The organism is Streptomyces sp. BK208, from assembly GCF_004364245.1.
Taxonomy (GTDB): domain Bacteria; phylum Actinomycetota; class Actinomycetes; order Streptomycetales; family Streptomycetaceae; genus Streptomyces.
Window position 1 is genome coordinate 563,098 of the sequence record NZ_SOAV01000003.1, and the last position, 24,509, is coordinate 587,606.

Below are 24,509 nucleotides of genomic sequence, written 5' to 3' on the forward strand. Positions count from 1 at the left end.
GAAGACACTTGAACAGCGAACTGGCCGTACTCGCGGCGTCGGGCGCCACCACATTGGTCTCCCTCATGGTCACCGACTCCTGGACACACGCCCGGGAACTCGTCGGGCGGTACATGACCCGCACGGGCGCGGACCCCGACACGTTCGACGACCTGCAGGACGCGAGGACCCGGCTCCTCGCCACCGACGTCACGGAACGCGAACGGACCGCCCGCGAGATCAGCCGACAATACGGTGACCGTCTGCGCCGCCTGGCGGAAGCCGACGACGGCAGCGACGAAGCCCTGCGTGCTCTGCTGACCTCGTTATTGCAGCTCTCGGCGTCCGCGGCAGGCGCCTGGCGCACGGTGGACAATCGCATCAGCGGAGGAGTCCAGCACGGTCCCGTCGTCCAGTCGGGCACCGTCGCCGGGCTGACCTTCCACGTGGATCACGTGCATCGCGAGGATTTTCAGTAGCGCCAGCGCAGGGAAGGCACCGCGCGCTCCTGTACCCGGTCAACCCGGTCCTGCCCCGGCTCGGCTGAGACGGGTGTCGTGGGCAGCGTGAATCGACCGTCCCCAGGCAGCCGCTTAGCCACGCGGTGCCTGATGGCCACGGCGCCCCGGAATCCATCCGGCGAGGTCGTCGTCATCGTCGACATCACCTCGAGCGACGGGGCGGGGACCGGCAGGAGGTGTGCGTCGACTCACATATCCCCCGTCGCCGCGTTGGCCAAGGAGTCGTCGGTCGTGACGGCGCCGGGTACGTGACGCCGTGGCAGAGCACCCAATGCGGGGCGTCGAGGCGTTTGATCGGCACAGCCCCGATACTCCCGAGCCAGCCAATGCGGCCACATGTGGGGGACTTCGGGGAGCCAGACACGGTCGAAACCCGGTGCGATACCGCAGAGCAAATGGTGTCCCGCCAGTTGGTGCAGGGAATCAAGGCACCGGACCGGCAGGCCGGAGCTGGTAACCCCGCCGGCTGACAGCAGGTGAGGGCAGGGCACGCGCGTGCCCTGCCCTCACCTCGTCGAACGTCAGGAAACGGGGAACCAGGCCGCCAGGCGCTTGGCAATGGCCGGTACATCGATGTTGTCCTGCGCGACTTCCTCGACAAACGGGCCGGCGACGGAGACGTGCGGCGGGATGGTACCGGCGCTGACGCCGTTGAACCGGAGGAAGACGCGCATGGCGAGCCAGGCGGTGCGCTTGTTGCCGTCGATCAGCGCGTGATTGCGAGCGACGGAGTGCAGGAGTGCTGCCGCCTTCTCATGCAGCGTGGGATACAGCTCGGCCCCGAACACATTGGTCCGGGGCCGCTCGATCGCCGACACCAGAAGACCCATGTCGCGCACACTGTGCTCGGTACCGTTGACCGCGCGGGCGATCGCCAAGATCTCGTCGATCTGGATGTAGCGCACTTCAGTCACTTCAAGTAGTCCAGGATCTCCGCGTCACTGTCCATCAGCTCGGCCAAGACGTCGTCGATCTTCAGCTCGGCCCGGTCCTGAGCGTCACGAATGGCTTCGATGGCGAGTTCCTGCTTACTACGGCCCTCTCGGCGAGCACGCTCGGTGAGCTTCGCGTCAAGGTCGTCGGGGAGCCGGAGTGTCATCGCCATACAGAGATGATACCAGACCGGTATCAGACGGCGCGGTCAGGCCGCGCTTCGGCTCCGCGCAGTGCGGGCACGCATGGCCGTTCGCACCGCTACCGCGGAGGTGCAGCAGCGACCTCCGTTGCGAGCGTCATCCGAGCGTCAAGGATTCCCGAAGGCGTCGCCGTTGTAAGCGCGTCACTCACATCTTCCCAGGTCATAGGGCTTCTGAAGAGCGACCGTCCACACGAACCGCTACACGGAGGGAAACGGGTCGAGCAACCCACCCGGACAACCAAAAGCGCAGGTCAGGACCCCTTGCCAGCAGGTTCGAGGATCGCCACGCACTCCACATGATGCGTCATCGGAAAGATGTCGGCCTGAGGCAGCCGCAGAAAAGGCCAGGTCAAAGGCTGTTTCTCGGCTCGCTGTGCAGCTTGAAAGCGGCCAGAGCGTCAGACGAGCGTCATCACGCCCTCAGGCACACCCGCCTGCCCTGGGTCGGCTACTGGGCCGCCCGAGGAGGACGAGCTCACATCGCCGGAAACAGACTCGCCAGTAGTCCGCTTCCCTGGGGAGCCAGTGACCAGCGTTCCCGGTCCGCCTCGAAGCCGTGGTCCGACTCCTCAGCCGGAGCCGACTCGATAGCCCGCTCCTGTGGCGTCCGCAGCGGCAGAACCGCCCAGCAGCGCTTCCCGCGGGAAGTGGTCTCGGCTCCCCGTATCAGACTGAGGTCCTCGATCAGGGCGAGTCCCCGCCCGCACTCGTCGTCCGCCTCCGTCTGCCGAGGCCGCGGCAGCTCCCGGCTGTCATCGAGGACCGCGACGACGACCATGTCGTGCACCAGCGTCAACTCGACGGTCATGGGCCCGCCCGCGTGCCGCAGCCCGTTGGTGAGGAGCTCGGAGGTCACGAGTTCCGCGCTGAAGCGGAGCTCTTCCTCGACCGGCCCTCCCCACCAGCTCAGCGCGGTGGAGACGCGGTGGCGGGCGCGGTGAACCGCGGCCCCGGTCGCTTCGACGGTGAAGCTGATGCAGGTGTGAGGCATGATGTCGCTCCTCGATGGCGGTGCGCTTCAGGCTTCCGCAGTCGCCTCTGCGGACCAACACGCAGGTCCGAGATTTCCACGGCGGTCACCCGGGAACAACCGGCCAGGCCATACCAGAGGCTCCGGCTCATCCATAACCCTCGGGCTACTGGTCGACCGAAGGCGTCAGGCCGTCCCGGATTCCCCACCGCCTTCCTCCTGGCGCATAATGGAACTCTGTTCGCCCGGAGCGAGGTGCCCCCGTGGAACTTGAGCTGCGCCACTTGCGCGTGCTGTGTGCGATAGCCGACGCGGGGGGCGTCGGCCGGGCTGCTGCGGCGCTCGGATACACCCAGCCGGCGATGAGTACCCAACTGCGCCGCATCGAGGGACTGCTCGGCGAGGGGGTCTTCCTGCGCAGCAGCGCGGGCGTGGAGCTCACCGCCTACGGCGCCCAGGTCGTCGGCCGGGCCCGGGAGATCCTGGCGCTCTCCGACAATCTCGCACGGCTGCGGCCTCCCCGCTCGTCCGGGGCGACACGTCGGCTTCGCCTCGGGGCCATCAACACACCGGTGGTACCCACCTTGCTCGACGTCCTCCGTGAAGCCTGCCCCGATCTGACCGTCTCGGTCAGCAGTGTGTACGCGACCGGAGAACTCATCGATCTCCTAGAGGCCGGCGAGCTCGACGTCGCCCTGGGTTGCGACTACCCAGGGCTTCCTCTTCGACACTCTCCGAAGCTGGACCACCGAGCTGTCAGAACCGTCCCGGTGTTCGTGGCCACCCCTGCCGATCACCCACTGGCGCACCGGCTGGAGGTGCCCTTGGCCGACCTGTCGGAGGACGCGTGGTTCGTCTCCGCGGACGACGGGGTGGGCTGGCCCGGCGCCTTCTACGACGCTTGTGGGGCCGCGGGATTCAGGCCCGCCGTCACCCACGAGTTCCACATGCTCGACCAACTGCAGTCGATGATCGCCAAGGGTCTGGGGGTGGCCGCCGTCCAGCCCACCATGCGCCCGGTGGGCGGAGTACTGGTCAAACCCCTCGCGGGGGATCCGCTGTGGCAGCGGCATCTGCTCGTCTGGCGGCGGGATTCGGTCGAGGCGTCGGCCGTCGAGGTGGTGCACCATCATGCCGTACGCGCCCACTGGCAACTGCTGTCGCAGGCTACGCACTTCCAGAAATGGGTGACGCGCGCATACGCACCCGCCCGTCCCACGAACGGAGCCGGAAAGGCGCTCCCCGGTACGGTCTAATCGGCCGACGGGTTCCACCGCGCTGCGGCATGCACGACGTGCCACGCCCCCGCCCCCCAGTCCGCTGGGTGGCGGACGAAGCGGAGCACGGGGAAAGACGCCGACCGCGCGTGCGGCGGTCGACGTCCTCGTGATGAGCACCGGGGCGGCGTACTCACGGTCCGCCCGGGCTGCTTAGCCGGCCAGCAGCGTGACCCCGCGGTCCGCCAGTGCTCGGCTGATCGGTTCGTGGATCATGCCGCATCCGCTGTTCGGCCCCCCGCTGAGGATGCCGTGGGCCGTTGAGCCGTCGTAGACGCCGCTGCCGCTGTCACCGGGAGCGTCGCATGCGGTGGACCAGGTCATGCCGGTCAGGGTGCGGCCTGGGTAGGACACCGTTGCGTTGGTCTCGGTGATCTGCCCGCAGGTGTAGCCGGTCGTGGAGCCCTGCTTGCACACGTACTGGCCGACGTAGTCGTAGTCCCAGTTGGTGATGCGGGTCGAGGGGTAGACCCAGCCGCGCGGCTGCCAGAAGCCGGGGTCGTCGACCCTGACGATCGCGGAGTCGCCGTAGTAGCCGAAGGTGTAGTCGGCGACGTGACCGACCCCCTGGTAGCCGTAGCTGTAGGTGGGGACCTCCCAGTACGAGCTGTCCTCCGCACAGTGGCCGGCGGTCATCATGTAGTAGCTGCTGCCGCTGTACGCCATGAAGGCGCTGGAGCAGCGGACGTTCGTGCCGTAGATGGCCAGGCCCGAGCGCAGCGGGGGGTCGCACGAGTACTGGCCGCCGCAGTAGAAGGGTTCGGAGGCATGCGCGTAGGTGCTGACCTCGAGGCCCTCGCCGAGGGTCCGCTTCGCCCACTCCACGACTGCGTGCTGGGCGGGGGTGAGGGTCTTGCCCCGTGGCAGGTCCAGACGAACCTTGTTGTCCTGCACCACCACCGCGGACTGCAGGCCGTGGGCGGCGCCCTTGTTCGCTGCGGCGATACGGTGGGCCAGTCCTGCGGACATGCGGTCGAGTTGCCGCAGGCTGCGGTCGACGACGACGGTGGTCGTGTCGGGTGCCTGAGCCTGCGCGGACCGGGCCTCGACGAGGGCCGTGGCCGTCGACCGGGTGACGGCGACGGTCAGCCTGCCGCCGTGCTTCTGGTCGATCCAGGCTCCTGCGAAGCGGGAACCCAGGCGCTCACGCAGCGCTGTTGCGACGCCGGTGAGCCGCTCCTGCCGCAGTACGCGCCGCTGTGCCTCCTGGGTGGAGATGTGCTGGTCCGCGGCGAGTTGGCCGGCCGCGGCCTGTTGCGAGGCGCTGAGCCGTGACGTGCCCTGGTCACCGCTGCCGACGGCGGGTGTGGCGAGTGCGCAGGTGAGACCGACGGACATGATGAGGGACCACATGGCGCGGCGTCGCCTGCGTGCGGGTAATGACTTCACGCTGTGCCTCCTGGGAGGTAGGGATGCCCGTGTGCGGGCGGGCGATGTGTTCTCGGTCCGGGGCGACGGAGGTCTCCCCCCTGCCGCCGCCCCGGACGCCGCCCGGGGCGGGGAGAGCCGCCCCGGGCCGTCGTGAGGGTCGTGCCCTGGTGCGGAGCCGTGGGTCAGTAGGCGGAACTCACGGTGACGCCGCTGAAGCTGCTCACGGCGTGCAGGCTGATGTAGTTGGCGCCGGCCGGCGGGTTGCTGATGGTCAGGGTGTGGCTGTTGCCGGACCCCGTGGCCCGCTGCGTGTAGCTCGTGGTGCCGGGCCAGCCGCTGGTGCTGTAGTACAGGTCCGCGTCGCCCGTCCCGCCGGAGGTGGTGATCTTCAGCTGGGTGGTGCCGGCCGGGACGTAGAGGTACAGGTAGGCGTAGTTGCCGGTGGTGGCGGACTGGTTGCCGCGTTGGCAGTTCTGGCCCAGTTCCCGAGTGTCGGTCCCGGTGCACTCGGTTCCGCCGCCTCCGCCGCTGCCGACGGTGACCGTCCTCGTGGCGGTGGCGGTGGCTCCCTTGTCGTCGGTGACGGTCAGCTTCACCGTGTAGGACCCGGCCGACCCGTACGTCTTGACGGGGTTGGTGGCCGTGGAGGTGGTGCCGTCGCCGAAGCTCCAGGAGCGGGAGGCGATGGTGCCGTCGGCGTCGGTGGACTGGTCGGTGAAGGTGACGTCCAGGCCCTGGACGGCGGTGGTGAACGCGGCGGTGGGCGCCTGGTTCCCGGGCGGGTTGGTGCCCCCGCCACCGCAGTTGCCGGCCGCGCAGGCCGCCAGCCAGGTGTACCAGTCGTTGTCGTAGCGGGTGCCGATGGTGCCGGTCAGGTAGCTGCGGGCGGCGTTCCAGTTTCCCGCGCGGTAGTGGCCGAGGACGGTGTCCATGTCGGCGCGGTGGTTCTCGAGCATGTACCGCACGGCGAGGTAGCCCCAGCGGTAGATGCGCGTGGTGTCGTGGCTGTACGTGGTGTCGAACAGGGTGCTCAGCGCGTACGTGCGACGCCCCGCCTCGGTCGTCGCCTCGGTGTAGGGGACACCGCGGTAGGAGTAGGAGACGTACTCGGCGAAGCCCTCGACCCACCAGATGGTCGGGGTGGTGATGTTGGCGTTGAAGTCGCCGTACATGTCGAAGCGGCCGTCGAGGTAGTGGGTGTACTCGTGGTTGAGGTTCCAGATCTGGAAGTCCGGGCGCAGCCACTCGGCCTCGTAGGCGATGAAGCGCGGCTGGTTGCCGACCGCCGACGGATTCCCCTCCAGGTACATGCCGCCGTTGTTGGTGTCGATCCCGTACATCGCGCCGGCGTAGGTCTGGTAGTCGGTGCTGGAGTCGAAGACCACGACCTCGATGGTGCTGTTGTTGTCGTTCGCGACGGGGCCGTTGTCACGGACCACGTTGTGGAAGTAGGCGTCCTGGTTGCGCAGGCTGCTGCAGCTGGAGGACAGCTCGCCCGAGGTCATCTGCTGCGCCTTGATGGTGATGCTGGAGCTGCACGGGTAGGTCACCGTCAGGACGGAGCGGGCCAGTTGGGCCTGGAGGCCGCAGGTGCCGTAGTAGGAGCAGTTGGCCTTGTCGTAGTAGTCGGTCATCTCGGCCACACCGACCCACAGCGGGGCCGTCCGGCCCTTGATGGAGCTGGAGTTGAGCAGGCCGCCGGCCAGAGGGCTGACCTTGGAGCGCAGCGCGGAATGCTGCAGGAACCGGCCGAGTTCACGTCCCGCGTTCGACGTGAGGTACGACTGGTCCGTTCCCAGCAGCGCGAGGTGGCCGCTCGCGAAGTTGTAGAGCGCGTCGATCAGGCCGGGGTCAGACTGCACGGCACTCACGAACGCGGGCACCTGGTGGCCTCGGAAGGTCACCGTGTAGACGTTGTTGACGGCGTTGAGCATCCACCAGGAGGAGTTCCAGGTGGAGTCGTAGTCCGCCAGCAGTCGCTTGACGACGTGGATGTAGCGGGCGTTCTCCTCGGCGCTGTCGATGAGCGTGACGGCCTCGGCGAGCGTCTCGCCGTTGGCGTCGTTGACGTCGCGGGAGTGCGGGCTGGCGAAGAAGGCGTCGAGCCCGGCGCGTATCGCGGTCTGCAGGCTGCTGCCGTAGGTGCCCACCGTGCCGGCGTTGTAGTAGTGCACGTAGTAGCCGGCGCGCAGGTAGAGCACGAGCTGCGGCATACCGGTGGAGGCGTTGCCCGGGTAGGACGTCGAGCCGTCGCGCAGGGCGTAGGCGACCGAGGTCATCTGCGACTCACGGAAGGCGTAGTAGGCGTCGTTCCCGGTCAGGTTGAACAGGGTGTTGACGCAGTCGGTCGTGGACGCCTTGATCTGCTGGACCAGCGCGCCGCCGCTCCGGCTGGTGAAGTCGGAGACGTTGCACGCGGCGGCACGCGCACGAGAGTTGCCGGTCTTGCCGGCGACCGCCTTGTCCGTCGACTTCGAGGGACGGACCGGCGCCTTCGCGGTCTTGCCGTACACCTCCTTGAGCGCGTCCTTACTCGCGGCCACGGGCGGAAGCTCGGACGCCTTCGTGCGTCCCTGCGCGACGTGCTCCGTCTCGGCGGTGGGGGACTGCGCGACGGGCGGGGGTCCCGCGTGCTCCGGGTCGTCCGCCGCGACGTGCACGACGGACCCAGTGTTCCCGGCTGCGCCAGCCGGCTGCGACAGCAGGCCCACGCTCATGGCGACGGTCAGGGCCAGCGGCAGCGCCGCCCCCAGACCTCGCCGTACCAGTGACTTTCTCACAGCGCCTCCCATGGGGGATCCGGCCGTGCGGAGCACGGCCGACTGAAGGGGGAGAGGGCGTGGGAAACGGAGTACCGCGCTGCCACCTGACGGAAGACGGATGTCCTCTCCGTCTTGGCATGGCCACGCCCTGCAACATGGAACATGGCACAGGTGACATTGCACAGGGAATGGCGTCGAGGAGTGAGACCGTGGGCGGGACCGGTGCAAGCGGGTCCGCAGGACCACCGGAGACGAGTCGGAACGGCTGCTGGGAGGGGGTGCCGACTCCTGGCGGCCCTCTCGCCGAACGGGGCATAACAGTTCCGCCGTGTCAGTCATAAGACTTCGTTCCGGAAGCGCCGTCGGGCTCCGAAGGAAGCGACGCCTGCGCATACTTGGCCGACGCACTCTCCCCCCACGGGTACGAGAATTCCTGTTCGTCTCGATCTTGCGAGGACGAGCCTCATGAGGCCTATTCGTGCGCACATCCGTGCGTCCGTCGTCACACCCACGGTGATCGCCACGGCACTGGCAGCCGGTCTGCTGCTTTACCCGACGGACGACCAGGAGGGCGCCACCATCAAGGTCGGGACGACGGAACCGCCGACGTCACTCGACCCGGCCGGCGGCTACGACTCCGGCTCGACGGCTCTGTACAGCAATGTCTTCCAGACACTGCTGACCCTGGAGCCCGGAGTGGCGGAGCCCGTACCCGACGCAGCCGAAAGCTGCTCCTTCACCGATTCCGGCCTACGCACCTATCGATGCCGGCTGCGGGATGACATCACCTTCTCCAGCGGACGCAGAATGACAGCCAAGGACGTCCGGTTCTCGTTCGAACGGGTCAAGAAGATAGATTCCGATGTGGGGCCGTCGTCCCTCCTGGACACCATCGAGTCGATGGACGCCCGCGACCGGACCGTCACTTTCCGACTGACCGCACCGGACGCCACGTTCCCCTTCAAGCTGACGACCGGGGCGGGCTCGATCGTCGACTCGACCACGTACCCGGCGGACTCCCTGCGCTCGGACGGCCGGATCGACGGGACCGGACCGTACGGCGTCGTCTCCTACGCGAAGGGCGAGAAGATCTCCCTCTCGCCCAACCCTCGGTACAAGGGCGCCGCCGAGAACACCGGCCGGCCGATCGAACTCCACTTCTACGACACCCCCGACTCACTCGCCCGGGCCTGGATATCCCACCGCATCGATGTCGCCCTCAGACAGCTTCCCCCCGAAATGCTCGCCGATCTGAACCCGAGCGATCCGGGGCTTCGCGTGACGGAGGCGCAGAGCGCGGAGACTCGAAACCTGTATCTCAACAACCGCCGCGGCAAGCCGTTTCACGACAGACGCGCACGGCAGGCGGCGGCCTGGCTGATAGACAGGGACCGGATTTCCTACGACGTCTACGACGGAACCGTGGACCCGCTCTACTCCCTCATCCCGACGAGCATCACGGGCCACACCACCTCCTTCTTCGACAACTACCCTCACAAGAACGCCGAAAAGGCACGCCGCCTCCTCGTCGAGGCCGGTGAGGAAATCCCGCTGTCTTTCACCTACGGTTACGCGGCGGGACGCGGATCAGCCCACGAGGAGGCTGCGGAGGTGAAAAAGCAACTAGAGGCCGACGGGCTGTTCAAGGTGACCCTCAGAGGATATGAATGGGACGAATTCCAGAAGAGCTGGGCCGAGGGAGAGCTCGACGCCTACGCCGTCGGCTGGGTCGCCGACTACCCCGATCCCGACACCTTCGGCGGTCCTCTCGTCGGCACGGACGGCACCATGGCGACGGGGTACGGCAGCAAGGCCGCCGACCGGCTGATCACGAGCAGTCAGCGCTTCGCCGACCGGAGCGACGCCGAAGCCGACCTCGAAGCCCTTCAGCGGATCGTCGCCCGCGACGTGCCCGTCGTCCCGCTGTGGCAGGCCAAGGACTTCGTGGTGTCCGGGGAGGACGTGGGCGGCGGCCAGTACGCGGTGGACGGCACCGGGCTTCTGCGCCTGTGGCGACTGACCTGGATCTGACGGCTCGGACCTGACCCGACCGGACGGGGACGTGCGGCTGTTCGCCGGGGTGCCGGGACCGCTCCGGCCGCGGCGCCGAGGATTCCGACCGGTCTGCCACCGTATGCGCTCTGCGAACACCACCACAGGCCCTCTCATGCCCGGCGACGAGTTTGACAGCGACCACGCCAAGACCGATCACGGCGTTGAGTACGCCGGCGATCAGGGCTCCCAGACGCCCGGCGCCGACACGCAGCCCGCTCACGAAGCCCCACCGGGCCGGCGCCGCCACCTCACTGACCACCGAGACCCACAACGCCGTGTCCAGGGCGAGAACCCCCAGGGCGGACAGGGCGATCAGCAGCGCCGGTCCCAGTGCGCTGCTGAGGAGAGGGCTGCTGGTGAGCAGCGCGTGACGGGCCTCGGGTCCGTCGGGCCGGCGCCCGTGCGGCGGGACGGTACTGGCGCTGGCGCCGTTGAACCGCAGGAAGACGCGCATGGCGAGCCAGGCGGTGCGCTTGTTGCCGTCGATCAGCGCGTGATTGCGGGCGACGGAGTGCAGTAGTGCCGCGGCTTCTCGTGCAGGGTGGGATACAGCTCGGCTCCGAAGACGTTCGTCCGGGGCCGTTCGATCGCCGACACAAGGAGGCCCATGTCACGCACGCTGTGCTCGGCACCGTTGACCGTGCGCACGATGGCCAGGATCTCGTCGATCTGGAGGTAGCGCACGCCGCTCACTTCAGGTAGTCCAGAATCTCCGCATCGCTGTCCATCAGACCGGCCAGAACGTCATCGACCTTCAGCTCGGCCCGGTCCCGGGCATCACGAATGGCCCCGATGGCAAGCTCCTGCTTGCTGCAACCCTCCCCACGAGCCCGCTCCGTAAGCTTCGTGTCCAGGTCGTCGGGAAGCCGGAGTGTCATCGCCATAAGGTCATGATGCCTGCCTGGTATCACGCGCCACCGTCGAGTCTCGTGCCCTAAAGAGGTCCTAACAGAGGCGTCGAACGTGACGGTGGGTGATCAGGCAGACGGCGAGGCCGAGGAATGCTTCGTGGATGTCGTCGCGTCGTTCCCAGCGGATGCGCAGGCGGCGGAAGCCGTGGAGCCAGGCGATCGTGCGCTCAACGACATAGCGGAAGATGCCCAGGCCAGTGCCGTGGGGCTCGCCCCGTCTCGCGATCACGGGGCGGATCCCGCGCTGTCAGAGCAGGCGGCGGTACTTGTCGTGGTCGTAGCCGCGGTCCGCCAGCAGTGCATCGGGGCGTCGACGGGGTCTGCCGACCCGGCCCGCGACGGCGGGAACCTTGTCGAGCAGCGGCTCGAGCTGGGTGACGTCGTTGCGGTTGCCGCCGGTCAGCGACACCGCGAGCGGGATGCCCTGTCCGTCGACGATGAGGTGGTGCTTGCTGCCCGGCCGTGCGCGGTCGACCGGGCTGGGCCCGCTTTTGGGCCCCGTCGGGCGGCCCGCACGTGCGAGGAGTCGATCACCGCCCGTTCCCAGTCCAGCTGGTTCTTCGACCGCAGCTCGTTCAGCAGCAGTACGTGCAGTCGGTCCCAGACGCCGGCCTCGTTCCAGGCCGCAAGACGCCGCCAGCAGGTCATCTCCGAGCCGAAGCCGAGCTCCTGGGGCAGGTACTCCCACTGGATGCCGGTGTGCAGGACGAACAGGATCCCCGACAGGGCCTGGCGGTCCGGCACCCGCGGTCTGCCCTGGACCTTCTTCGGACCCGGCTTCGGCAGCAACGGCTCGATCAGCGACCACAGTTCATCCGACACGATCCACGGCCGCGACTGACTGTTTCCCATACCCACATATACGAGCAGAGAGGCCGACAGCCTCATGATCAGCAGCTTTTGTTAGAGCCAGTAAAAGCGCTGGTGACCCCCAGAGGCCGGGTGACCAATGAGCGCACCACGAACGTCAACGCACTGAACGCGCTGGTTCGGGTCGTGGACCTCGTAATCGATGGGCGTCGGGCACTGACCGGTCGGCCGCCCGGTGGCAAGATCGGATGAGACGAGACATGAGCCACCAGCGGTCTGCGTCACGGTCCCGTGCGGCTCAAGATCGGGCTCGTTCTGCCGGGGCTTCGCTGTCGACGGGCCTGCGAGCCGCCTGGGCGGGGTGCGTCACGGGTGATGTGGCAAGTCGTCATCCGCGAGCAGTCGACGCGTCGCTCCGGCCGCGAAGTCGGACACGGTCGTCAGATCGTCGCCTTGGTCGATTCTGCGGATGCACGCATCGACGACTGCTTGGACCACCGCCACGGTCAGCTCTGGCTGTGGCAGCCCCAGTTCGCGCACGACCCGGGCGAGCGCCTCATGTAGCGAGATGTGCAGATTCCTCACCCTCTCCCGCGCCGACGGGGAGAGCGAGTCGCGCGAGAGCGCGGCCCGCCAGCCGTGGGTGCCGCGAGCCGCCTGTTCGAGGTTGGCCCTGACGTAGGCGGCAGCCTGGGCGGCGGGTGTGGTCTCGGCCGCGATGGCCTGCTCCACTGCGTCGATCCAGGCGGGGAATTCGCGGGTGACGACGAGTTCGAGCAGGTCGTCGATGGAGTTGAAGTAGCGGTAGATGCTGTTGCGGGCGATCCCGGCTCGCGCGGCAACCGCTCCGGCCGTGAGGGCTTCGGCACCACCCTCTTCCAGGAGCTCCTCGGCCGCGTCGATCAGCTGCGCGAGCCGCTGCGCCCGGTGCTCCCGGACGCTGCCGGCTTCAATCTTGGGCATTTTCTCCGCTTCACCTCGGACGCTGTGCCGTCTCCCGCCAACCTACCCCCACGCCCGAGAGGCCGAGGGGGCGTGTTAGCTTGACGCAACTTAGAGACACCCTGTCGCTAAGTTCTGTCCGTACTTCCTGCTGAAGGCTGCCCGATGCAACCGATGAACTCCCCCGCTCTGCTGCGATGTCTCCTGGGATCGAAGAAGCGCGCCGCCGTGGTGGTGGCCTTCTGGGTCCTGATCGCGGGCCTCCTCGCCGGGGTCGCCCCGGCCCTGGAATCCGTCGAGGACAACGCCTCCGCCAACCTGCCGCCCGCCGCCTCGGACTCCATGAAGGCCCGTGATCTCGTCCGCGCCCAGCTTCCGGGCCAGGACGCGACGCCGGCGATCATCGTGGTCCGCGGCAAGGGCACCGACGCCGCGAAGAGCGCCACGCAATCGGTCGCCGCCATCACCTCGGCCCTTTCCGGAACCAGCCGACCCGACCATGTCGTGAGCGTGGTCTCCACGGTGACCGCTCCCGACGCTGCGGCCGAGTTGGTCTCGCAGGACCGCGGTGCTCAGCTGGTCATCGTGCCCATGGAGGGAAGCCCCTCGGACGAGTCCTTCCAGAATGCGGTCGACGAGGTGCGTGCCCTCGCGTCCGACCGGGCCGGGCCCGCCGACGTCGCGGTGACCGGCCCCGCCGGGATCGCCACCGACACCGTGAAGGTCTTCAGCGGCGGTGACAAAGTCCTGCTGCTGGCCACCGTCGTGCTCGTCCTGATCATCCTGCTGGCGATCTACCGCTCGCCCCTGATGGCGCTCGTGCCGCTTCTTGCCGTGGGCGTGGCTATGCGCGTGGCGGAGACTCTCGGCGCGATTCTCGCGGACGCCGGAGTCATCACGGTCAGCTCCCAGACCGCCTCGATCATGACCGTGCTGCTGTTCGGGGTGGGCACGGACTACGCGCTGATCATCACCGCCCGCTACCGCGAGACCCTGCTCGACGAGCCAGACCGCGCCCGCGCGATGCAGGCCGCCGTGCGCCGCACCGCCGAGTCCGTCCTCGCCAGCGCCTCGACCATCGTGCTCGCCATGTTTGCCCTGCTCGTGGCCGTCTCCCCGGCACTTCAAGGCTTCGGACCGTACCTCGCTCTGGGCGTGGCCGTCATGGCGCTGGTGGCGTTCACCTTCATCCCCGCCCTGGTCCTCCTGCTGGGCAAGGGCGTGTTCTGGCCCGGGGGCGTGGACAAGGCCGCCGAACGCAGTCGCGGCGCAGGCGTCTGGCACCGCATCGCCGCCCTGGTCGCACGGGCTCCCGTCAGGGTGGCCTCGGCCGTGATCGCACTCCTGGTGGTGCTGAGCGCGGGACTGCTCGGCTACCAGGAGAGCTTCAACACCCTCAGCGGCTTCCGCGCCGCCACCGAGTCGGAGCACGGCCAGCACCTCATCCACGAGGAATTCGGGCCCGGCGAGATCGCTCCCAGTACCGTCGTTGTTCATTCCCAGGACAACCTGCGCTCCGGCCCCGCACCCGCCGACATCGCCACCGCGCTCACCGACGCCGATCGCGTCAGCCGTGTAGCAGACCCCCGCATGGGCAAGGACGGCAAGACCGTCTTCTACGACGTCGTCCTCGACCTCGACCCCTACAGCTCGAAGGCACTCGACGCGATCGGTCCCCTCAAGCAGGCCACACAATCCGCGGCCCAGGCCGCCGGAGTGCAGGACGCCACGGTGCTCATCGGCGGCGAGACCGCGCAGAACGCCGACATCCGCTCCGCCCTCGACCGCGACACGACCTTCATCGTGCTCCTGGTCCTGGCCCTCGTCACCGCGGTCCTCGTCCTGCTGCTCCGCTCGCTCCTTGCCCCGCTCTACCTGGTCGCGACCCTGATCCTGTCGTTCCTGGCCACCCTGGGCGCCACCACCTTCTTCACCGTGACCGTCCTCGGTGACGACGGCATCGGCAACCGCGTCACCGCGTACATCTTCGTCTTCCTCGTCGCGCTCGGCGTCGACTACAACATCTTCATCATGAGCCGGTTCAAGCAGGAACTGCGCACCCAGCCCCCAGCGAAGGCGATCACCGCCGCCCTGACACGCACCGGCGGCGTCATCTCCTCCGCGGGCCTCATCCTCGCGGCGACCTTCGCCGTCCTGATGACCCAGCCGATCCGCGAGCTGTTCCAGTTCGGCTTCGCCATGGCCTTCGGTATCCTGCTGGACACCTTCCTCATCCGCCCGCTCCTGGTCCCCGCCATCGTCCGCCTGCTCGGCGACCGCGCCCTGTGGCCCGCACGCCCAGGCACCCCGACGCCTTCCACGCCCACTCCCGAACCGCCTTCCGCCGACGCGCCGGCCGCTCAGGCTGCCGAACCCGGGTCCGGGCGTCTGCTGCGCGCGTTCACCTGGATCGCGGTCATCGAAGCGTGCACGTGGGCAGGTCTACTGGTCGGGATGTACCTCAAGTACATTCCTGAAACCACCGAACTGGGCGTACGGATCTTCGGCACCCTCCACGGCGCCGCCTTCATCGCCTACGTGTTCCTGACCGTCCTGGCCGCGATCCGGCTGAAGTGGCGGCTGGGCCGGACCACGATCTTCGCCCTGCTGGCCGCCGTACCCCCGTTCATGACTATCGCGTTCGAAATCTGGGCCCGCCGCACAGGCAGGCTCCCTCAACCGGCCGCGGACCCGAGCCCAACTCCAGCCCTGTAACCGCACCCCGCGGAGGGACTCGATCGGACACGCGGTGCACATCATCGCCATCGCCGTGCGGGCCCCGGCCGGGCGGGACAGCCACCGACATCACGCCGACAACCGAGAGAAGACAGAAATGAGCACCGCCGTCACCGAGTTCACCCTCGCCGCGCCCGCCCAGGGCGCGTTCGAGGACCACTTCACTGTCAGAATGCGCGCCACCCTTTCCAACGTGCCGGGGCTGCGCAACGCACGGCTGCTGCGTCCCCGCAAGGGCGCACACGGCTACCTGGCCGTCCTCGACTTCGAGGACGACGCCGCATTCACCGCCTACACCTCGTCGGAGGCATTCCGCGCCGCGCACGCCGACCCCACCCACTCGCTCTCCGACGACAACCGCGTCACGGTCTTCGAAGCGGTCACGCAGGGCTGACATGTCTGGTCCCACGGGTGCCGGAATAACTCGCTCGGCCGAGCCGCGCCTGATGACGCAGACGGTGCCTCCTGACCGCACCGCATCCGCGGTGACCGCCGAGTCGGCCAAGGGCGGCCCCTCGGAGTTACAGGCAGTGGCTCCGAGGGACCGCCCTCGCCTGTACGGGTAGGCAGACCAGGTGCAGGGGCCGGGCATTCTGGCCGCGGCGGAGGCCAGGTCCGGGGGGCGTGTCCGGCTCGAACTGGCCGTGGGCGTTCACATGGGTTCAGAGGAGCGGGCACCAAGCCCAGCCAGCACCACAACTCCGGACGCCGCTGAAGTCGTGGAGAACGGAAACACCGCCCACCACATACTGTTCAGCGGCGGATGAGCCCGAGGTCGTCGATGGCGGTGACAGTGGCCACAGCGGCGGTGCGCGAGTCGGTTCCGAGGTTGGCATAGATGCAGGCCAGGTGATATCGACGGTGCCTTCGGTCAAGTGGAGGCGTGCGCCGATGGCCTGGTCGGACAGTCCGTCGGCGACCGGTGAGAGGACTTCGGTCTCACGTCGGGTCAGGTTGGTGGCGGGAGCGCGGAGCCGGTTCATCAGCCGGTCGGCGACGGTGGGCGCAAGGTCCCGGGGGGCGGAACCCCCTTTCACTGAAAGGTGCCGCCTTTCACCCATCGACGGAAGCGGGTGTGCAATATGGCCCAGGAGCCGTACCGCTCGGGCACGTCCTGCCAAGCCGTTCCGGTCCGAAACTCCACACGATCCCGTTGAGTACCGGCCGATCGTGCAAGCGTTGCTGCCCCGGTCTGCCGAGCGGGGGCAGCAACGCTTGCACGAAGGGTCACCCGGCACCGGACAGTATCGGCTCCTCTCCGACTGGTGGCGAGCTGCGGTCGGAGCCGAGCTTCCAGACCGTGCCGGTGCGGCGCCCGCACAGACTCCTGAACGCAACCTGTTCCGTCGACGGTGTGATCGGCGCCTTCACCATCACCAATGACAGCGCCCTGATGATCCTCGACCTGGGCGTCGACGCCCTGCACCCTGCAGTCCCTGACCGTCTACCTGATCCGTCAGGGCACCCTCGACGATTACCTGGAGCAGAGAGAACCTGCTTCATCGGGCGCGAGAGGCAGGGCCCTGCCTCGCCAGTCGGTGACGACCCTTCAGAAATAGCGTCACCCGAGCGTCAAGACCTTCGGTTTCCCCTCGCGCCAGGAGAAGGGCCGACCACGCCGACATCGCGGCACCGCTCGTGCAACGCCAGGTCAGGCGGCTTTCACGAGCGGTCCGCAAGCTCTACGTCGTGCGCTTTGGAGAACAGGTCGAGCGCAACAGGCCGCTCCTGATCCAGCCAAGAAAAATGCAGGTCAGAGCCCCTTTGCGGCGGGCTCCAAAATCGCCACGCACTCAACGTGCGCAGTCATCGGAAAGATGTCGGCCTGAGCGAGTCTCGGAAAAGGCCAGGTCAGAGCCGGTTTATCGGCTCGCTGTCCCGTGGGCGGGCACCAACAGCGTCAAACGAGCGTCATGACCAACGGTCCATCCCGCTTCTCTTCCGGCGGGACAGGCTGCCACGATCAGCTCACCTGCACCGGCCCGCTCCCGCTCGCTCCGGACGCAGGCTCGCACATCATGACCCGCACCGCTTCTCAGGCCGCCATAATGGAGTCATGCCCTCAAGCCCACAGCACGCCGTACCCCCTCCGAGCGGCCTCTCGGGCCCGGTCGCCGAGGACCTCGCGCTGTACCAGGAGAAGTTCCGGCGGCGCCTGCCGGAGTCGCTGGACGAGTTGCACGGCCCGACCCAGGGGGTCGTGGAGCTGCCACTGCACATGGCCTGGTCGGGGATGACCTCGTACGACCTGGGCAAGCCGCGCCAGTGCATGGGCCTGTACCGCACCGTCCTGCACGAGGGACTGCGCGACGACCTGCCCCGTTACCTCAATCGGGATCTGCTCCTCCAGCTGTGGCCGGTGCTGCGCACCCTCGTCGGCCGCACCGTGCGCGCCGTATGGGAAGACGCCTTCACTCAGCTCGCCTCCCGCACCCAGGCCGCCGCGTGACGGACATGCCGGAGCTGCACACGCGGCTCCTGGCGGATGTGATCGCCCTCGGCTCCCCATATCCCCTGGTCCTCACCGGCGGATATGCCGTGCGGGCGCACCACCTCGTCAACCGCCCCAGCCAGGACCTCGACGTCGCCACCGAGAACCCGGCGCCCATGGCCGACATCGCCGCCACGCTCCGCGCCGGTCTGGAAGACCGCGGCTGGAAAGTGCACGCGCTGGAGACCGCGCCACTGTCCGCGCGCTTCACCGTGACCGACCCAGCCACCGAGCAGGAATGCGAAGTCGACATCCTCAAGGAGATCTTCTGGCGGCCTGTCGCACAGAGCCCTTACGGACCCGTCCTCGCGGAGGAGGACGTGATCGGGACAAAGGTCCGCGCCCTCGCCGACCGTGGAGCGCCCCGCGACCTGATCGACGTGTTCGCCGCCTCCCGCCGCTGGACCAACGCCGAGCTCGAGGAGTTCGGCCGCCGCCACGCCCGCGGCCGCTTCGAGCGCGAGGACTTGCAGGCGAACCTCACGGGCGCCGAGTGGACCGACGACGAAGCCTTCGCCGCATACGGCCTGGACGAGACCACGATCACTGCTCTTCGTATCTGGGCCGTGGAGTGGGCCGACGACCTCGCGACCCGCCTCCTCGAAGAGTCCGATGATCCGGACATCGACTGATCACGCCCGAACCTTCACACGGCTCCAGCCACCCGGGCGGTCACGAAACTCGGCAGCACCCTGCCTCTGCCGCCTATCGTGACGCTCCTTTCTGCACGGAGCCGAGCGGAGTCCTGGGCCGCCAACGGCCATCCACACGGCTGCGGCGCTTGAGAGCGCGGATTCAATCGCGCTGAAGGGGGGGCACCTTCAAGGACTCGCTGAGGCCAGGGACGTTCACCTGCACCCTGGCCCGTCGGCCACGGACCGGTCAGCGACCATCACCAGAGCTTGTCGATCTCCCCTGGGTACAACTCGATGCGGGAGTGATGGAACGACGCTTGCGCCTGACGGCCCGCAGCCGAGAAGAAGCCCGACATCATGACCTTGTCGAAGCCGGGCTGATCGCTGGGGAAGGGGTCCTGCGGTGTTCCTCCGATGAGCACGGCTCCCGGAAGCACACGCCAACCGGCGCTCTCATAGAACGGCTGCAAGGGGCGATCACACGTGAACAGGCCCAAGTCCAGGCCCTGGGCGGCCATCCTCTCCCGCGCCGCTGCCACCAACTGCCGACCGTACCCACGGCCACGTGCCTGCTCGCTCGTCACCACCCTGCTCAGCCCACCAGCAGAAAGGCACCGGTCGACATGGACGATCTCTTTGAACAGGATGTCCAGCGCGGCCAGCACGGTTCCCTCGCCCACGAGCAACATCGAAATCGGCCGCAGTGCGGGATCATGGGTGGGGGTGGCAACAGGAGCGTCCGGCCCTGACTCGGACGGCCACACCTGCTCCTGGATCTCTCCCACCTGAACACGCAAGTCGGTGGGAGTGGCTGCTTCCGGGAACGACAAGATCTGCATGCGCCGATTGTGCTCACGCCCCGAGCAAGCGCAAATGATGTAACCGACGACGATCACGCTCTGCCACAAGGTCAACACAGGAAGCGCCGAGGCCGAACCTCACAGCGGCTCAGCCTCGACCACGTCGGGCCCTGTAGTTCTCCGGCGACCGAGCCGAGTCTCGAAGCCCAGCCGGTGGCCGTACTCATGTCCGGACCCGCCCTTCGGCATCGGACCCAGCACCTGAATCAGGTGGGGCCCGTACATCACGTCCCAAGACGCAACCGCGTGCCAGTGGCGCGTTGGTCGAAGACCCCGCGATGGTCAGCGTGATCAGTGACGGTGCCCCTGCTGGACGGCCTGTAGCTTCTTCCAGGACTTCGGCTGCTTGGTCGCAGCCGCCTTGAGAGACGGCTGGTCACTCTTCCCGTTCGGCCCGACAGCGGGTTTCGAGGTCTCGTACAACCAAGTGCCGAACAGCCGGTCCAGCTGCTTGCCCGTCGCCTTCTCGGCGTACGCGACGAAGTCCGCGACGGCCGCGTCCGTGCCGGCGTACTTACGCTGCCAGCCCCTGAGGACCGCGAAGAAGTCCTCGTCGCCGATCTCCTTGCGCAGCGCGTGCAGAGGAATGGGACTCGACTCCAGCCGCATGCCGGTCAGCGTTGCGGCGGAGGACAGGGTCGAAGACGTTCTGGTCCACGCGGTTGGGTGACGTGCGGCTGCACGACATGAGACGGGGCAGGGCCGCCGCACATGGTCAGCGGCGGATGAGGCCGAGGTCGGTGGCAGTGGCGACCGCTGCGGTGCGCGAGTCGACGCGGAGCTTGGCGTAGACGCGGGCCAGGTGGGACTTGACGGTGCCCTCGGTCAGGTGGAGGCGGTCGCCGATGGCCTGGTTGGACAGGCCGTCGGCGACCAGGACGAGGACTTCGGTCTCGCGCCGTGTCAGGGCGGTGCCCGGTGTGCGCAGCCGGTTCATCAGGCGGTCCGCGACGGTCGGCGCCAGTGTCGTGCGTCCGGCGGCGGCCGTGCGCACGGCGGCGGCCAGGTCCTCGGGCGGGGCGTCCTTGAGGATGTAGCCGGTGGCGCCGGCCTCGATCGCGGGCAGGGTGTCGGAGTCGGAATCGTAGGTGGTGACGATCAGCACGCGAGGGGCACTCGGGCGGGCGGTGATCCGGGCGGTGGCCTCGGCGCCGCCCATGCCCTTACCGAACTGCAGGTCCATCAGCACGACGTCGATGTCGCCTTCGGCGGCGCGGGTCACGGCGTCCTCGGCGGTGGCTGCTTCGGCCACGACGAGGAGACCGAGCTCGGTCTCCAGCACGGCGCGCAGTCCGGCTCGTACCACGGGGTGGTCGTCGGCCAGAAGCAGGCGGATGGGGGTGTCGTAGGTCACGGGCGGGCCTCGGGCTCGGTCGGCTTGAGGGGCAGATGGGCGGCCAGGGCGGTGCCGTGGCCAGGGACGGATTCGATCGTCAGGGTGCCGCCGAGGGCGTGGGCGCGGGCGCGCATGGCGACCAGCCCGAAGCCGCCGGCCTCGAGGTCGGGGACGGGCAGGAGGGCGGGGTCGAAACCGCGTCCGTCGTCGACGACGTCGAGGGCGACGTGGTCGCCGAGGTAGCTGAGGGAGACTTCGGCGGTGGTGGCCTCGGCGTGGCGAACGGTGTTGGCAAGGGCGGACTGGGCGATGCGCAGCAGGGCGACCTCGTGCGCGGTGGCGAGCGGGGCGGGGTCGCCGGTGAGGTGGAAGCGTGCGGTGAGCCGGTGGCGGGCGGACGTGGTGGCGCACAGTCGTTCCAGGGCGCCGGCCAGGGTGCTGCCTTCCAACGTGGGCGGGGTGAGCGCGGCGACGAAGCGGCGGGCCTCGGCGAGGTTGTCAACGGCAGCCTGCCGTGCTTGGTCGACGTAGCGGGCGGCGTTCTGCGGTGACTGGGGCAGTGCTCGCTCGGCGGCGCGCAGCAGCAGTTGGATGCTGGAGAGGCCCTGGGCGAGGGTGTCGTGGATCTCGCGGGCCAGGCGGTCGCGTTCGGCCAGCACACCGGCGGTGTGCTGGGCAGCGGCCAGGTCGGCGCGGGTGGCGGTGAGTTCCTCGATCAGACGTCGGCGGTGTTCGCTCTCCCGGTACAGGGCCTGGTACCCCCACACCACGGCGACCACCACGGCGGCGCCGAGGGCGGGGCCGATGGCTATGGCCAGGCTGAACGAGTGCTGGTGGGCGGCGAAGCCCGCGATGGCCGCGCCAGCGGTGGCGGCCACGGCCACCAGTCCGGCTCTGCGGGACAGCAGATGCAGCTGGAGGAAGTACAGCGGGAAGGCCACCCACACCGCATCGGGGGACAGCGCGAGCAATACCAGCCAGCAGGCCCCCACGGCGGCCAGCCACAGCGCGGCGACCTGCCGCGAACGGCGTACGCACGGCAGCGTGGGCCCGACCGCGTACACCAGGCCACACACCACCGAGGCAGCAACGATCCACCCGGCGTGGGGCCGCTCGTCGGCCACGGCCCGGCCGACGGATAGGGCGAGCAGGCCGATGACCAGCAGGTGCAGGCACCAGGCCAGGGCCCGGGTGGTCGGGGTCAGGGCAGGGGCGGCGGAGTTCACAGTGCGTCCCAGGTTACGAAAGCCGACTGCGGAGTGGCCTCCATCGAAAGTTAGAACCCGTGTGCCGTCATTCGGCCCGCGAAGTGCCGTCCTGCGCCAGACGCGCGCACAGGGGGCCGGCAGCGAGGGTGGAGTCCTACCGCTTCCACCGCCGGAAAGGACAGGCCAAGGCCGTGTTTGTCGCCTGGAGAGACCTGAGATTCGCCAAGGGGCGCTTCGCCCTGATGGGGACCGTCATCGTGCTGATCACCTTGCTGATCGGGCTGCTGTCCGGGCTGACGGCCGGGCTGGGGCAGCAGAACATCTCCGCGATCACGTCCCTGCCCGCAGACGAGATCGCCTTCCAGGCGCCCAGCGGCGGGCAGGACCTGTCGTACTCCAACTCCACCATCACCGAACAGCAGTGGAAGAAGTGGTCCGAGGCGCCCGGTGTCGAAAGCGCCGAGCCGCTGGGGATCACCACGACCAAGGCCACCGCGGGAGACAAGAGCACCGGGGTCTCGGCCTTCGGCGTCGAGCCCGGCTCCCGCCTCGCCCCCGACAGCGACAAGATCACTGGCAACGCGGTGGTGCTCTCCACCACGGCCGCCGACGACCTCGGCGTCAAGGCCGGCGACGCCCTGACCCTGGCAGGCCGGCAGCTGAAGGTGGCCGCCGTCGCAGGCGATGCCCACTACAGCCACACCCCGGTGATCTGGACCAGCCTGGACACCTGGCAGAAGACCGCACCGCCCACCGGCACCGACGACGGCCCGACCGCAACCGTCATCGCCTTGAGCACCACCCCCAAGGCCGATACGACCGCCACCGACCACCAAGCCGGCACCAAGACGGTCTCCACCGACGACTCACTGTCCGCGATCGGCTCCTACGCCTCCGAGAACGGCTCCCTGCAGCTGATGCGCGGCTTCCTGTTCGCCATCTCCGCCCTCGTCATCGGCGCCTTCTTCACCATCTGGACCATCCAGCGCAGCGGCGACGTCGCCGTCCTCAAGGCCCTGGGCGCTTCCACTGCCAATCTGCTCAAGGACGCCCTCGGCCAGGCCCTCGTCCTGCTGGCCGGCGGCACCTTGATCGGCACCGGCATCGCCGCCGCCCTCGGCGCGCTCGTCGCCGGCAGGGCGGTGCCGTTCCTCCTCACCCCCGCCACCGTCCTGATCCCGGCCGTCGTGATGATCCTCCTCGGCGCGCTCGGCGCCGCCCTGTCCATCCGCCGCATCACCTCCGTCGACCCGCTGACCGCCCTGGGGAGCGCCCGATGAGCCTGAACCTGACCGACATCACCCTCACCTACCCCGACGGCGACACCCGCCTCACCGCTCTCGACCAGGTCAGCCTGCATGTTCCCCGGGGCAGCCTGACCGCCGTGGTGGGCCCCTCCGGATCCGGCAAGTCCAGCCTCCTCGCGGTCGCCGCCACCCTGATCACCCCCGACACCGGCACCGTCACCATCGATGGCCGGAGCACCACCGGCCTCACCCGCGGCGACCTCACCGAACTGCGGCGCCACAAGATCGGCATCGTCTTCCAGCAGCCCAACCTGCTGCCCTCCCTCACCGCCGCCGAACAACTCCAGGTCATGGCCCAGATCGACGGCCGCAAACCCCGCACCGATCACACCCGCGCGATGGAACTCCTCGACGCCGTCGGCCTCGCCGACCAGGCCGGCCGTCGCCCCCACCAGCTCTCCGGAGGCCAGCGCCAGCGCGTCAACATCGCCCGCGCCCTGATGAACGACCCCACCGTCCTCCTCGTCGACGAACCCACCAGCGCCCTCGACCACGAACGCGGCGCCGCCGTTCTCGACCTCATCACCCGCCTCACCCACCAGCAGGCCACCGCCACCGTCCTGGTCACCCACGACCACACCCACCTCACCGCCGTCGACCAGATCGCCGAAGTCCACGACGGACGGCTCGCCCTCCCGACTCCGACCCGCTGATCGCCCGCAGCGGTACGCGCCGAAGCGACTGCGGCCATCCGTCCTTCAGGAGCCACACCCGATGGACGGACCGCCGCTTACCTGACTGCGGCGCCGACGAATTCACGCCGTCAGGGCACCGGCACCGCACCCGAATGACGAGCCATCAGGACGAGCGTCAACCGAGCGTCGAGGCGGTCGGCATTCCCTCGTACCGAGGAACGCAAAGACCGCACCGCCATCCCCGCACGCCTGCTGGCACCTGGTCAGACGACGTTCGCGAGCAGGCGACGCGCTTCACGCCTTGCACTTCGGGAAACAGGTCGAACACCACCGCCAGCACCTGAAGAACCGAGAAGGCCGCAGGTCAGAGCCCTTTTTGTGCAGGCTCTAGAAACGCCACGTACTCAACGTGCGACGTCATCGGAAAGATGTCACATGAGGTAGGGGCGACATAACCGCAGGTCAGGTCCGCTTTTGGGTCGGCTTGAGCGATCCCTGAGACGTGCGGAGCGTCAATCGAGCGTCACATCTGTGCGAAGCGACACCATCGCCCGGACCAACCAGG

Annotated in this window: 20 protein-coding genes and 5 pseudogenes; 10 read left to right on the forward strand and 15 right to left on the reverse strand. The window is 68.5% G+C overall.

Annotated features, from left to right (window positions below):
* The first annotated feature begins 8 nt into the window (after positions 1–8).
* Positions 9–458, forward strand: coding sequence for a hypothetical protein (locus EV562_RS10790; protein WP_133886493.1), 450 nt, complete (start codon positions 9–11; stop codon positions 456–458).
* Between the two features lie 563 nt (positions 459–1,021).
* Here EV562_RS10790 and EV562_RS10795 read toward each other — a convergent pair.
* The 3 genes from EV562_RS10795 to EV562_RS10805 form a co-directional block, all read right to left on the reverse strand.
* Positions 1,022–1,414, reverse strand: coding sequence for a type II toxin-antitoxin system death-on-curing family toxin (locus EV562_RS10795; protein WP_133886494.1), 393 nt, complete (start codon positions 1,412–1,414; stop codon positions 1,022–1,024).
* Positions 1,411–1,605, reverse strand: coding sequence for a ribbon-helix-helix protein, CopG family (locus EV562_RS10800; protein ID WP_030583974.1), 195 nt, complete (start codon positions 1,603–1,605; stop codon positions 1,411–1,413). The genes EV562_RS10795 and EV562_RS10800 overlap by 4 nt, the downstream gene beginning before the upstream one ends.
* 508 nt (positions 1,606–2,113) lie before the next feature.
* Positions 2,114–2,629 carry an ATP-binding protein gene (locus EV562_RS10805; RefSeq protein WP_133886495.1) on the reverse strand — a complete coding sequence of 172 codons (516 nt, stop codon included), beginning with the start codon at positions 2,627–2,629 and terminating at the stop codon, positions 2,114–2,116.
* 242 nt (positions 2,630–2,871) lie between these two features.
* Between EV562_RS10805 and EV562_RS10810 the strand changes: the two genes are divergently transcribed.
* Complete coding sequence (locus EV562_RS10810) at positions 2,872–3,864, forward strand: LysR family transcriptional regulator (protein ID WP_133886496.1); 993 nt, start codon at positions 2,872–2,874, stop codon at positions 3,862–3,864.
* A 174-nt stretch (positions 3,865–4,038) separates the two neighbouring features.
* Here EV562_RS10810 and EV562_RS10815 read toward each other — a convergent pair whose 3' ends face one another.
* Positions 4,039–5,274 carry a protease gene (locus EV562_RS10815; protein ID WP_125537117.1) on the reverse strand — a complete coding sequence of 412 codons (1,236 nt, stop codon included), beginning with the start codon at positions 5,272–5,274 and terminating at the stop codon, positions 4,039–4,041.
* A gap of 164 nt (positions 5,275–5,438) precedes the next feature.
* Positions 5,439–8,036 (reverse strand): collagenase, encoded by a 2,598-nt coding sequence (locus EV562_RS10820; RefSeq protein ID WP_133886497.1) that lies wholly within the window; start codon positions 8,034–8,036, stop codon positions 5,439–5,441.
* A 447-nt stretch (positions 8,037–8,483) separates the two neighbouring features.
* Between EV562_RS10820 and EV562_RS10825 the strand changes: the two genes are divergently transcribed.
* Entirely contained in the window at positions 8,484–10,049 is a 1,566-nt protein-coding gene (locus tag EV562_RS10825; protein WP_133886498.1) for an ABC transporter substrate-binding protein, read from the forward strand.
* 427 nt (positions 10,050–10,476) lie between these two features.
* On the opposite strand, the pseudogene EV562_RS35065 reads toward EV562_RS10825, so the two are convergent.
* The 4 genes and pseudogenes from EV562_RS35065 to EV562_RS10850 all read right to left on the reverse strand — a co-directional run.
* Positions 10,477–10,766: pseudogene (locus EV562_RS35065) on the reverse strand (type II toxin-antitoxin system death-on-curing family toxin); the annotation flags it as partial.
* A complete protein-coding gene (locus EV562_RS10835; RefSeq protein WP_003973114.1) occupies positions 10,763–10,957 on the reverse strand; it encodes a hypothetical protein in 195 nt (64 codons plus the stop codon). The pseudogene EV562_RS35065 and the gene EV562_RS10835, both read right to left, overlap by 4 nt.
* 61 nt (positions 10,958–11,018) lie before the next feature.
* A pseudogene (locus EV562_RS10840) lies at positions 11,019–11,836 on the reverse strand (IS5 family transposase).
* A 324-nt stretch (positions 11,837–12,160) separates the two neighbouring features.
* Entirely contained in the window at positions 12,161–12,757 is a 597-nt protein-coding gene (locus EV562_RS10850; RefSeq protein WP_133886499.1) for a TetR/AcrR family transcriptional regulator, read from the reverse strand.
* A gap of 153 nt (positions 12,758–12,910) precedes the next feature.
* On the opposite strand from EV562_RS10850, the gene EV562_RS10855 reads away from it, so the two are divergent.
* Positions 12,911–15,451: an MMPL family transporter gene (locus tag EV562_RS10855; RefSeq protein WP_133886500.1), complete on the forward strand. Its 2,541-nt coding sequence runs from the start codon at positions 12,911–12,913 to the stop codon at positions 15,449–15,451.
* 118 nt (positions 15,452–15,569) lie between these two features.
* Entirely contained in the window at positions 15,570–15,866 is a 297-nt protein-coding gene (locus tag EV562_RS10860) for an antibiotic biosynthesis monooxygenase family protein (RefSeq protein ID WP_243860026.1), read from the forward strand.
* A gap of 359 nt (positions 15,867–16,225) precedes the next feature.
* Here EV562_RS10860 and EV562_RS10865 read toward each other — a convergent pair.
* Together EV562_RS10865 and EV562_RS35530 are read right to left on the reverse strand one after the other, a co-directional pair.
* A pseudogene (locus EV562_RS10865) lies at positions 16,226–16,512 on the reverse strand (LuxR C-terminal-related transcriptional regulator); the annotation flags it as partial.
* Positions 16,512–16,639 (reverse strand): annotated as a pseudogene (locus tag EV562_RS35530) (transposase); the annotation flags it as partial. The pseudogenes EV562_RS35530 and EV562_RS10865, both read right to left, overlap by 1 nt.
* A gap of 157 nt (positions 16,640–16,796) precedes the next feature.
* Here EV562_RS35530 and EV562_RS35535 point away from each other — a divergent pair.
* From EV562_RS35535 to EV562_RS10880, 3 genes and pseudogenes are all read left to right on the forward strand, one after another.
* Positions 16,797–16,956: pseudogene (locus EV562_RS35535) on the forward strand (DUF475 domain-containing protein); the annotation flags it as partial.
* A 572-nt stretch (positions 16,957–17,528) separates the two neighbouring features.
* Positions 17,529–17,921, forward strand: a complete 393-nt coding sequence (locus EV562_RS10875; RefSeq protein WP_133886502.1) for a hypothetical protein — start codon at positions 17,529–17,531, stop codon at positions 17,919–17,921.
* Positions 17,922–17,926: 5 nt separating this feature from the next.
* Complete coding sequence (locus EV562_RS10880) at positions 17,927–18,595, forward strand: nucleotidyl transferase AbiEii/AbiGii toxin family protein (RefSeq protein WP_208298330.1); 669 nt, start codon at positions 17,927–17,929, stop codon at positions 18,593–18,595.
* A 260-nt stretch (positions 18,596–18,855) separates the two neighbouring features.
* Here EV562_RS10880 and EV562_RS10885 read toward each other — a convergent pair whose 3' ends face one another.
* The 4 genes from EV562_RS10885 to EV562_RS10900 all read right to left on the reverse strand — a co-directional run bounded on the left by EV562_RS10885 (position 18,856) and on the right by EV562_RS10900 (position 22,020).
* Positions 18,856–19,437: a GNAT family N-acetyltransferase gene (locus tag EV562_RS10885; RefSeq protein ID WP_133886504.1), complete on the reverse strand. Its 582-nt coding sequence runs from the start codon at positions 19,435–19,437 to the stop codon at positions 18,856–18,858.
* Between the two features lie 312 nt (positions 19,438–19,749).
* Entirely contained in the window at positions 19,750–20,067 is a 318-nt protein-coding gene (locus tag EV562_RS10890; protein WP_133886505.1) for a hypothetical protein, read from the reverse strand.
* A gap of 106 nt (positions 20,068–20,173) precedes the next feature.
* A complete protein-coding gene (locus EV562_RS10895) occupies positions 20,174–20,812 on the reverse strand; it encodes a response regulator transcription factor (protein ID WP_133886506.1) in 639 nt (212 codons plus the stop codon).
* A complete protein-coding gene (locus EV562_RS10900; protein ID WP_133886507.1) occupies positions 20,809–22,020 on the reverse strand; it encodes a sensor histidine kinase in 1,212 nt (403 codons plus the stop codon). The genes EV562_RS10895 and EV562_RS10900 overlap by 4 nt, the downstream gene beginning before the upstream one ends.
* 173 nt (positions 22,021–22,193) lie before the next feature.
* Between EV562_RS10900 and EV562_RS10905 the strand changes: the two genes are divergently transcribed.
* Both EV562_RS10905 and EV562_RS10910 read left to right on the forward strand, forming a co-directional pair.
* Entirely contained in the window at positions 22,194–23,282 is a 1,089-nt protein-coding gene (locus EV562_RS10905; RefSeq protein ID WP_133886508.1) for an FtsX-like permease family protein, read from the forward strand.
* Positions 23,279–23,962: an ABC transporter ATP-binding protein gene (locus EV562_RS10910; RefSeq protein ID WP_133886509.1), complete on the forward strand. Its 684-nt coding sequence runs from the start codon at positions 23,279–23,281 to the stop codon at positions 23,960–23,962. Before EV562_RS10905 ends, EV562_RS10910 begins: the two co-directional genes overlap by 4 nt.
* The last annotated feature ends 547 nt before the right edge of the window (positions 23,963–24,509 follow it).

Coding starts and splice junctions, on each gene's coding strand:
- EV562_RS10835 (WP_003973114.1), bottom strand. CDS start 10,957: ATGGCGATGACACTCCGGCTTCCCGACGACCTGGACACGAAGCTTACG.
- EV562_RS10910 (WP_133886509.1), top strand. CDS start 23,279: ATGAGCCTGAACCTGACCGACATCACCCTCACCTACCCCGACGGCGAC.
- EV562_RS10850 (WP_133886499.1), bottom strand. CDS start 12,757: ATGCCCAAGATTGAAGCCGGCAGCGTCCGGGAGCACCGGGCGCAGCGG.
- EV562_RS10805 (WP_133886495.1), bottom strand. CDS start 2,629: ATGCCTCACACCTGCATCAGCTTCACCGTCGAAGCGACCGGGGCCGCG.
- EV562_RS10860 (WP_243860026.1), top strand. CDS start 15,570: ATGAGCACCGCCGTCACCGAGTTCACCCTCGCCGCGCCCGCCCAGGGC.
- EV562_RS10800 (WP_030583974.1), bottom strand. CDS start 1,605: ATGGCGATGACACTCCGGCTCCCCGACGACCTTGACGCGAAGCTCACC.
- EV562_RS10890 (WP_133886505.1), bottom strand. CDS start 20,067: ATGCGGCTGGAGTCGAGTCCCATTCCTCTGCACGCGCTGCGCAAGGAG.
- EV562_RS10825 (WP_133886498.1), top strand. CDS start 8,484: ATGAGGCCTATTCGTGCGCACATCCGTGCGTCCGTCGTCACACCCACG.
- EV562_RS10875 (WP_133886502.1), top strand. CDS start 17,529: ATGCCCTCAAGCCCACAGCACGCCGTACCCCCTCCGAGCGGCCTCTCG.
- EV562_RS10855 (WP_133886500.1), top strand. CDS start 12,911: ATGAACTCCCCCGCTCTGCTGCGATGTCTCCTGGGATCGAAGAAGCGC.
- EV562_RS10880 (WP_208298330.1), top strand. CDS start 17,927: ATGCCGGAGCTGCACACGCGGCTCCTGGCGGATGTGATCGCCCTCGGC.
- EV562_RS10885 (WP_133886504.1), bottom strand. CDS start 19,437: ATGCAGATCTTGTCGTTCCCGGAAGCAGCCACTCCCACCGACTTGCGT.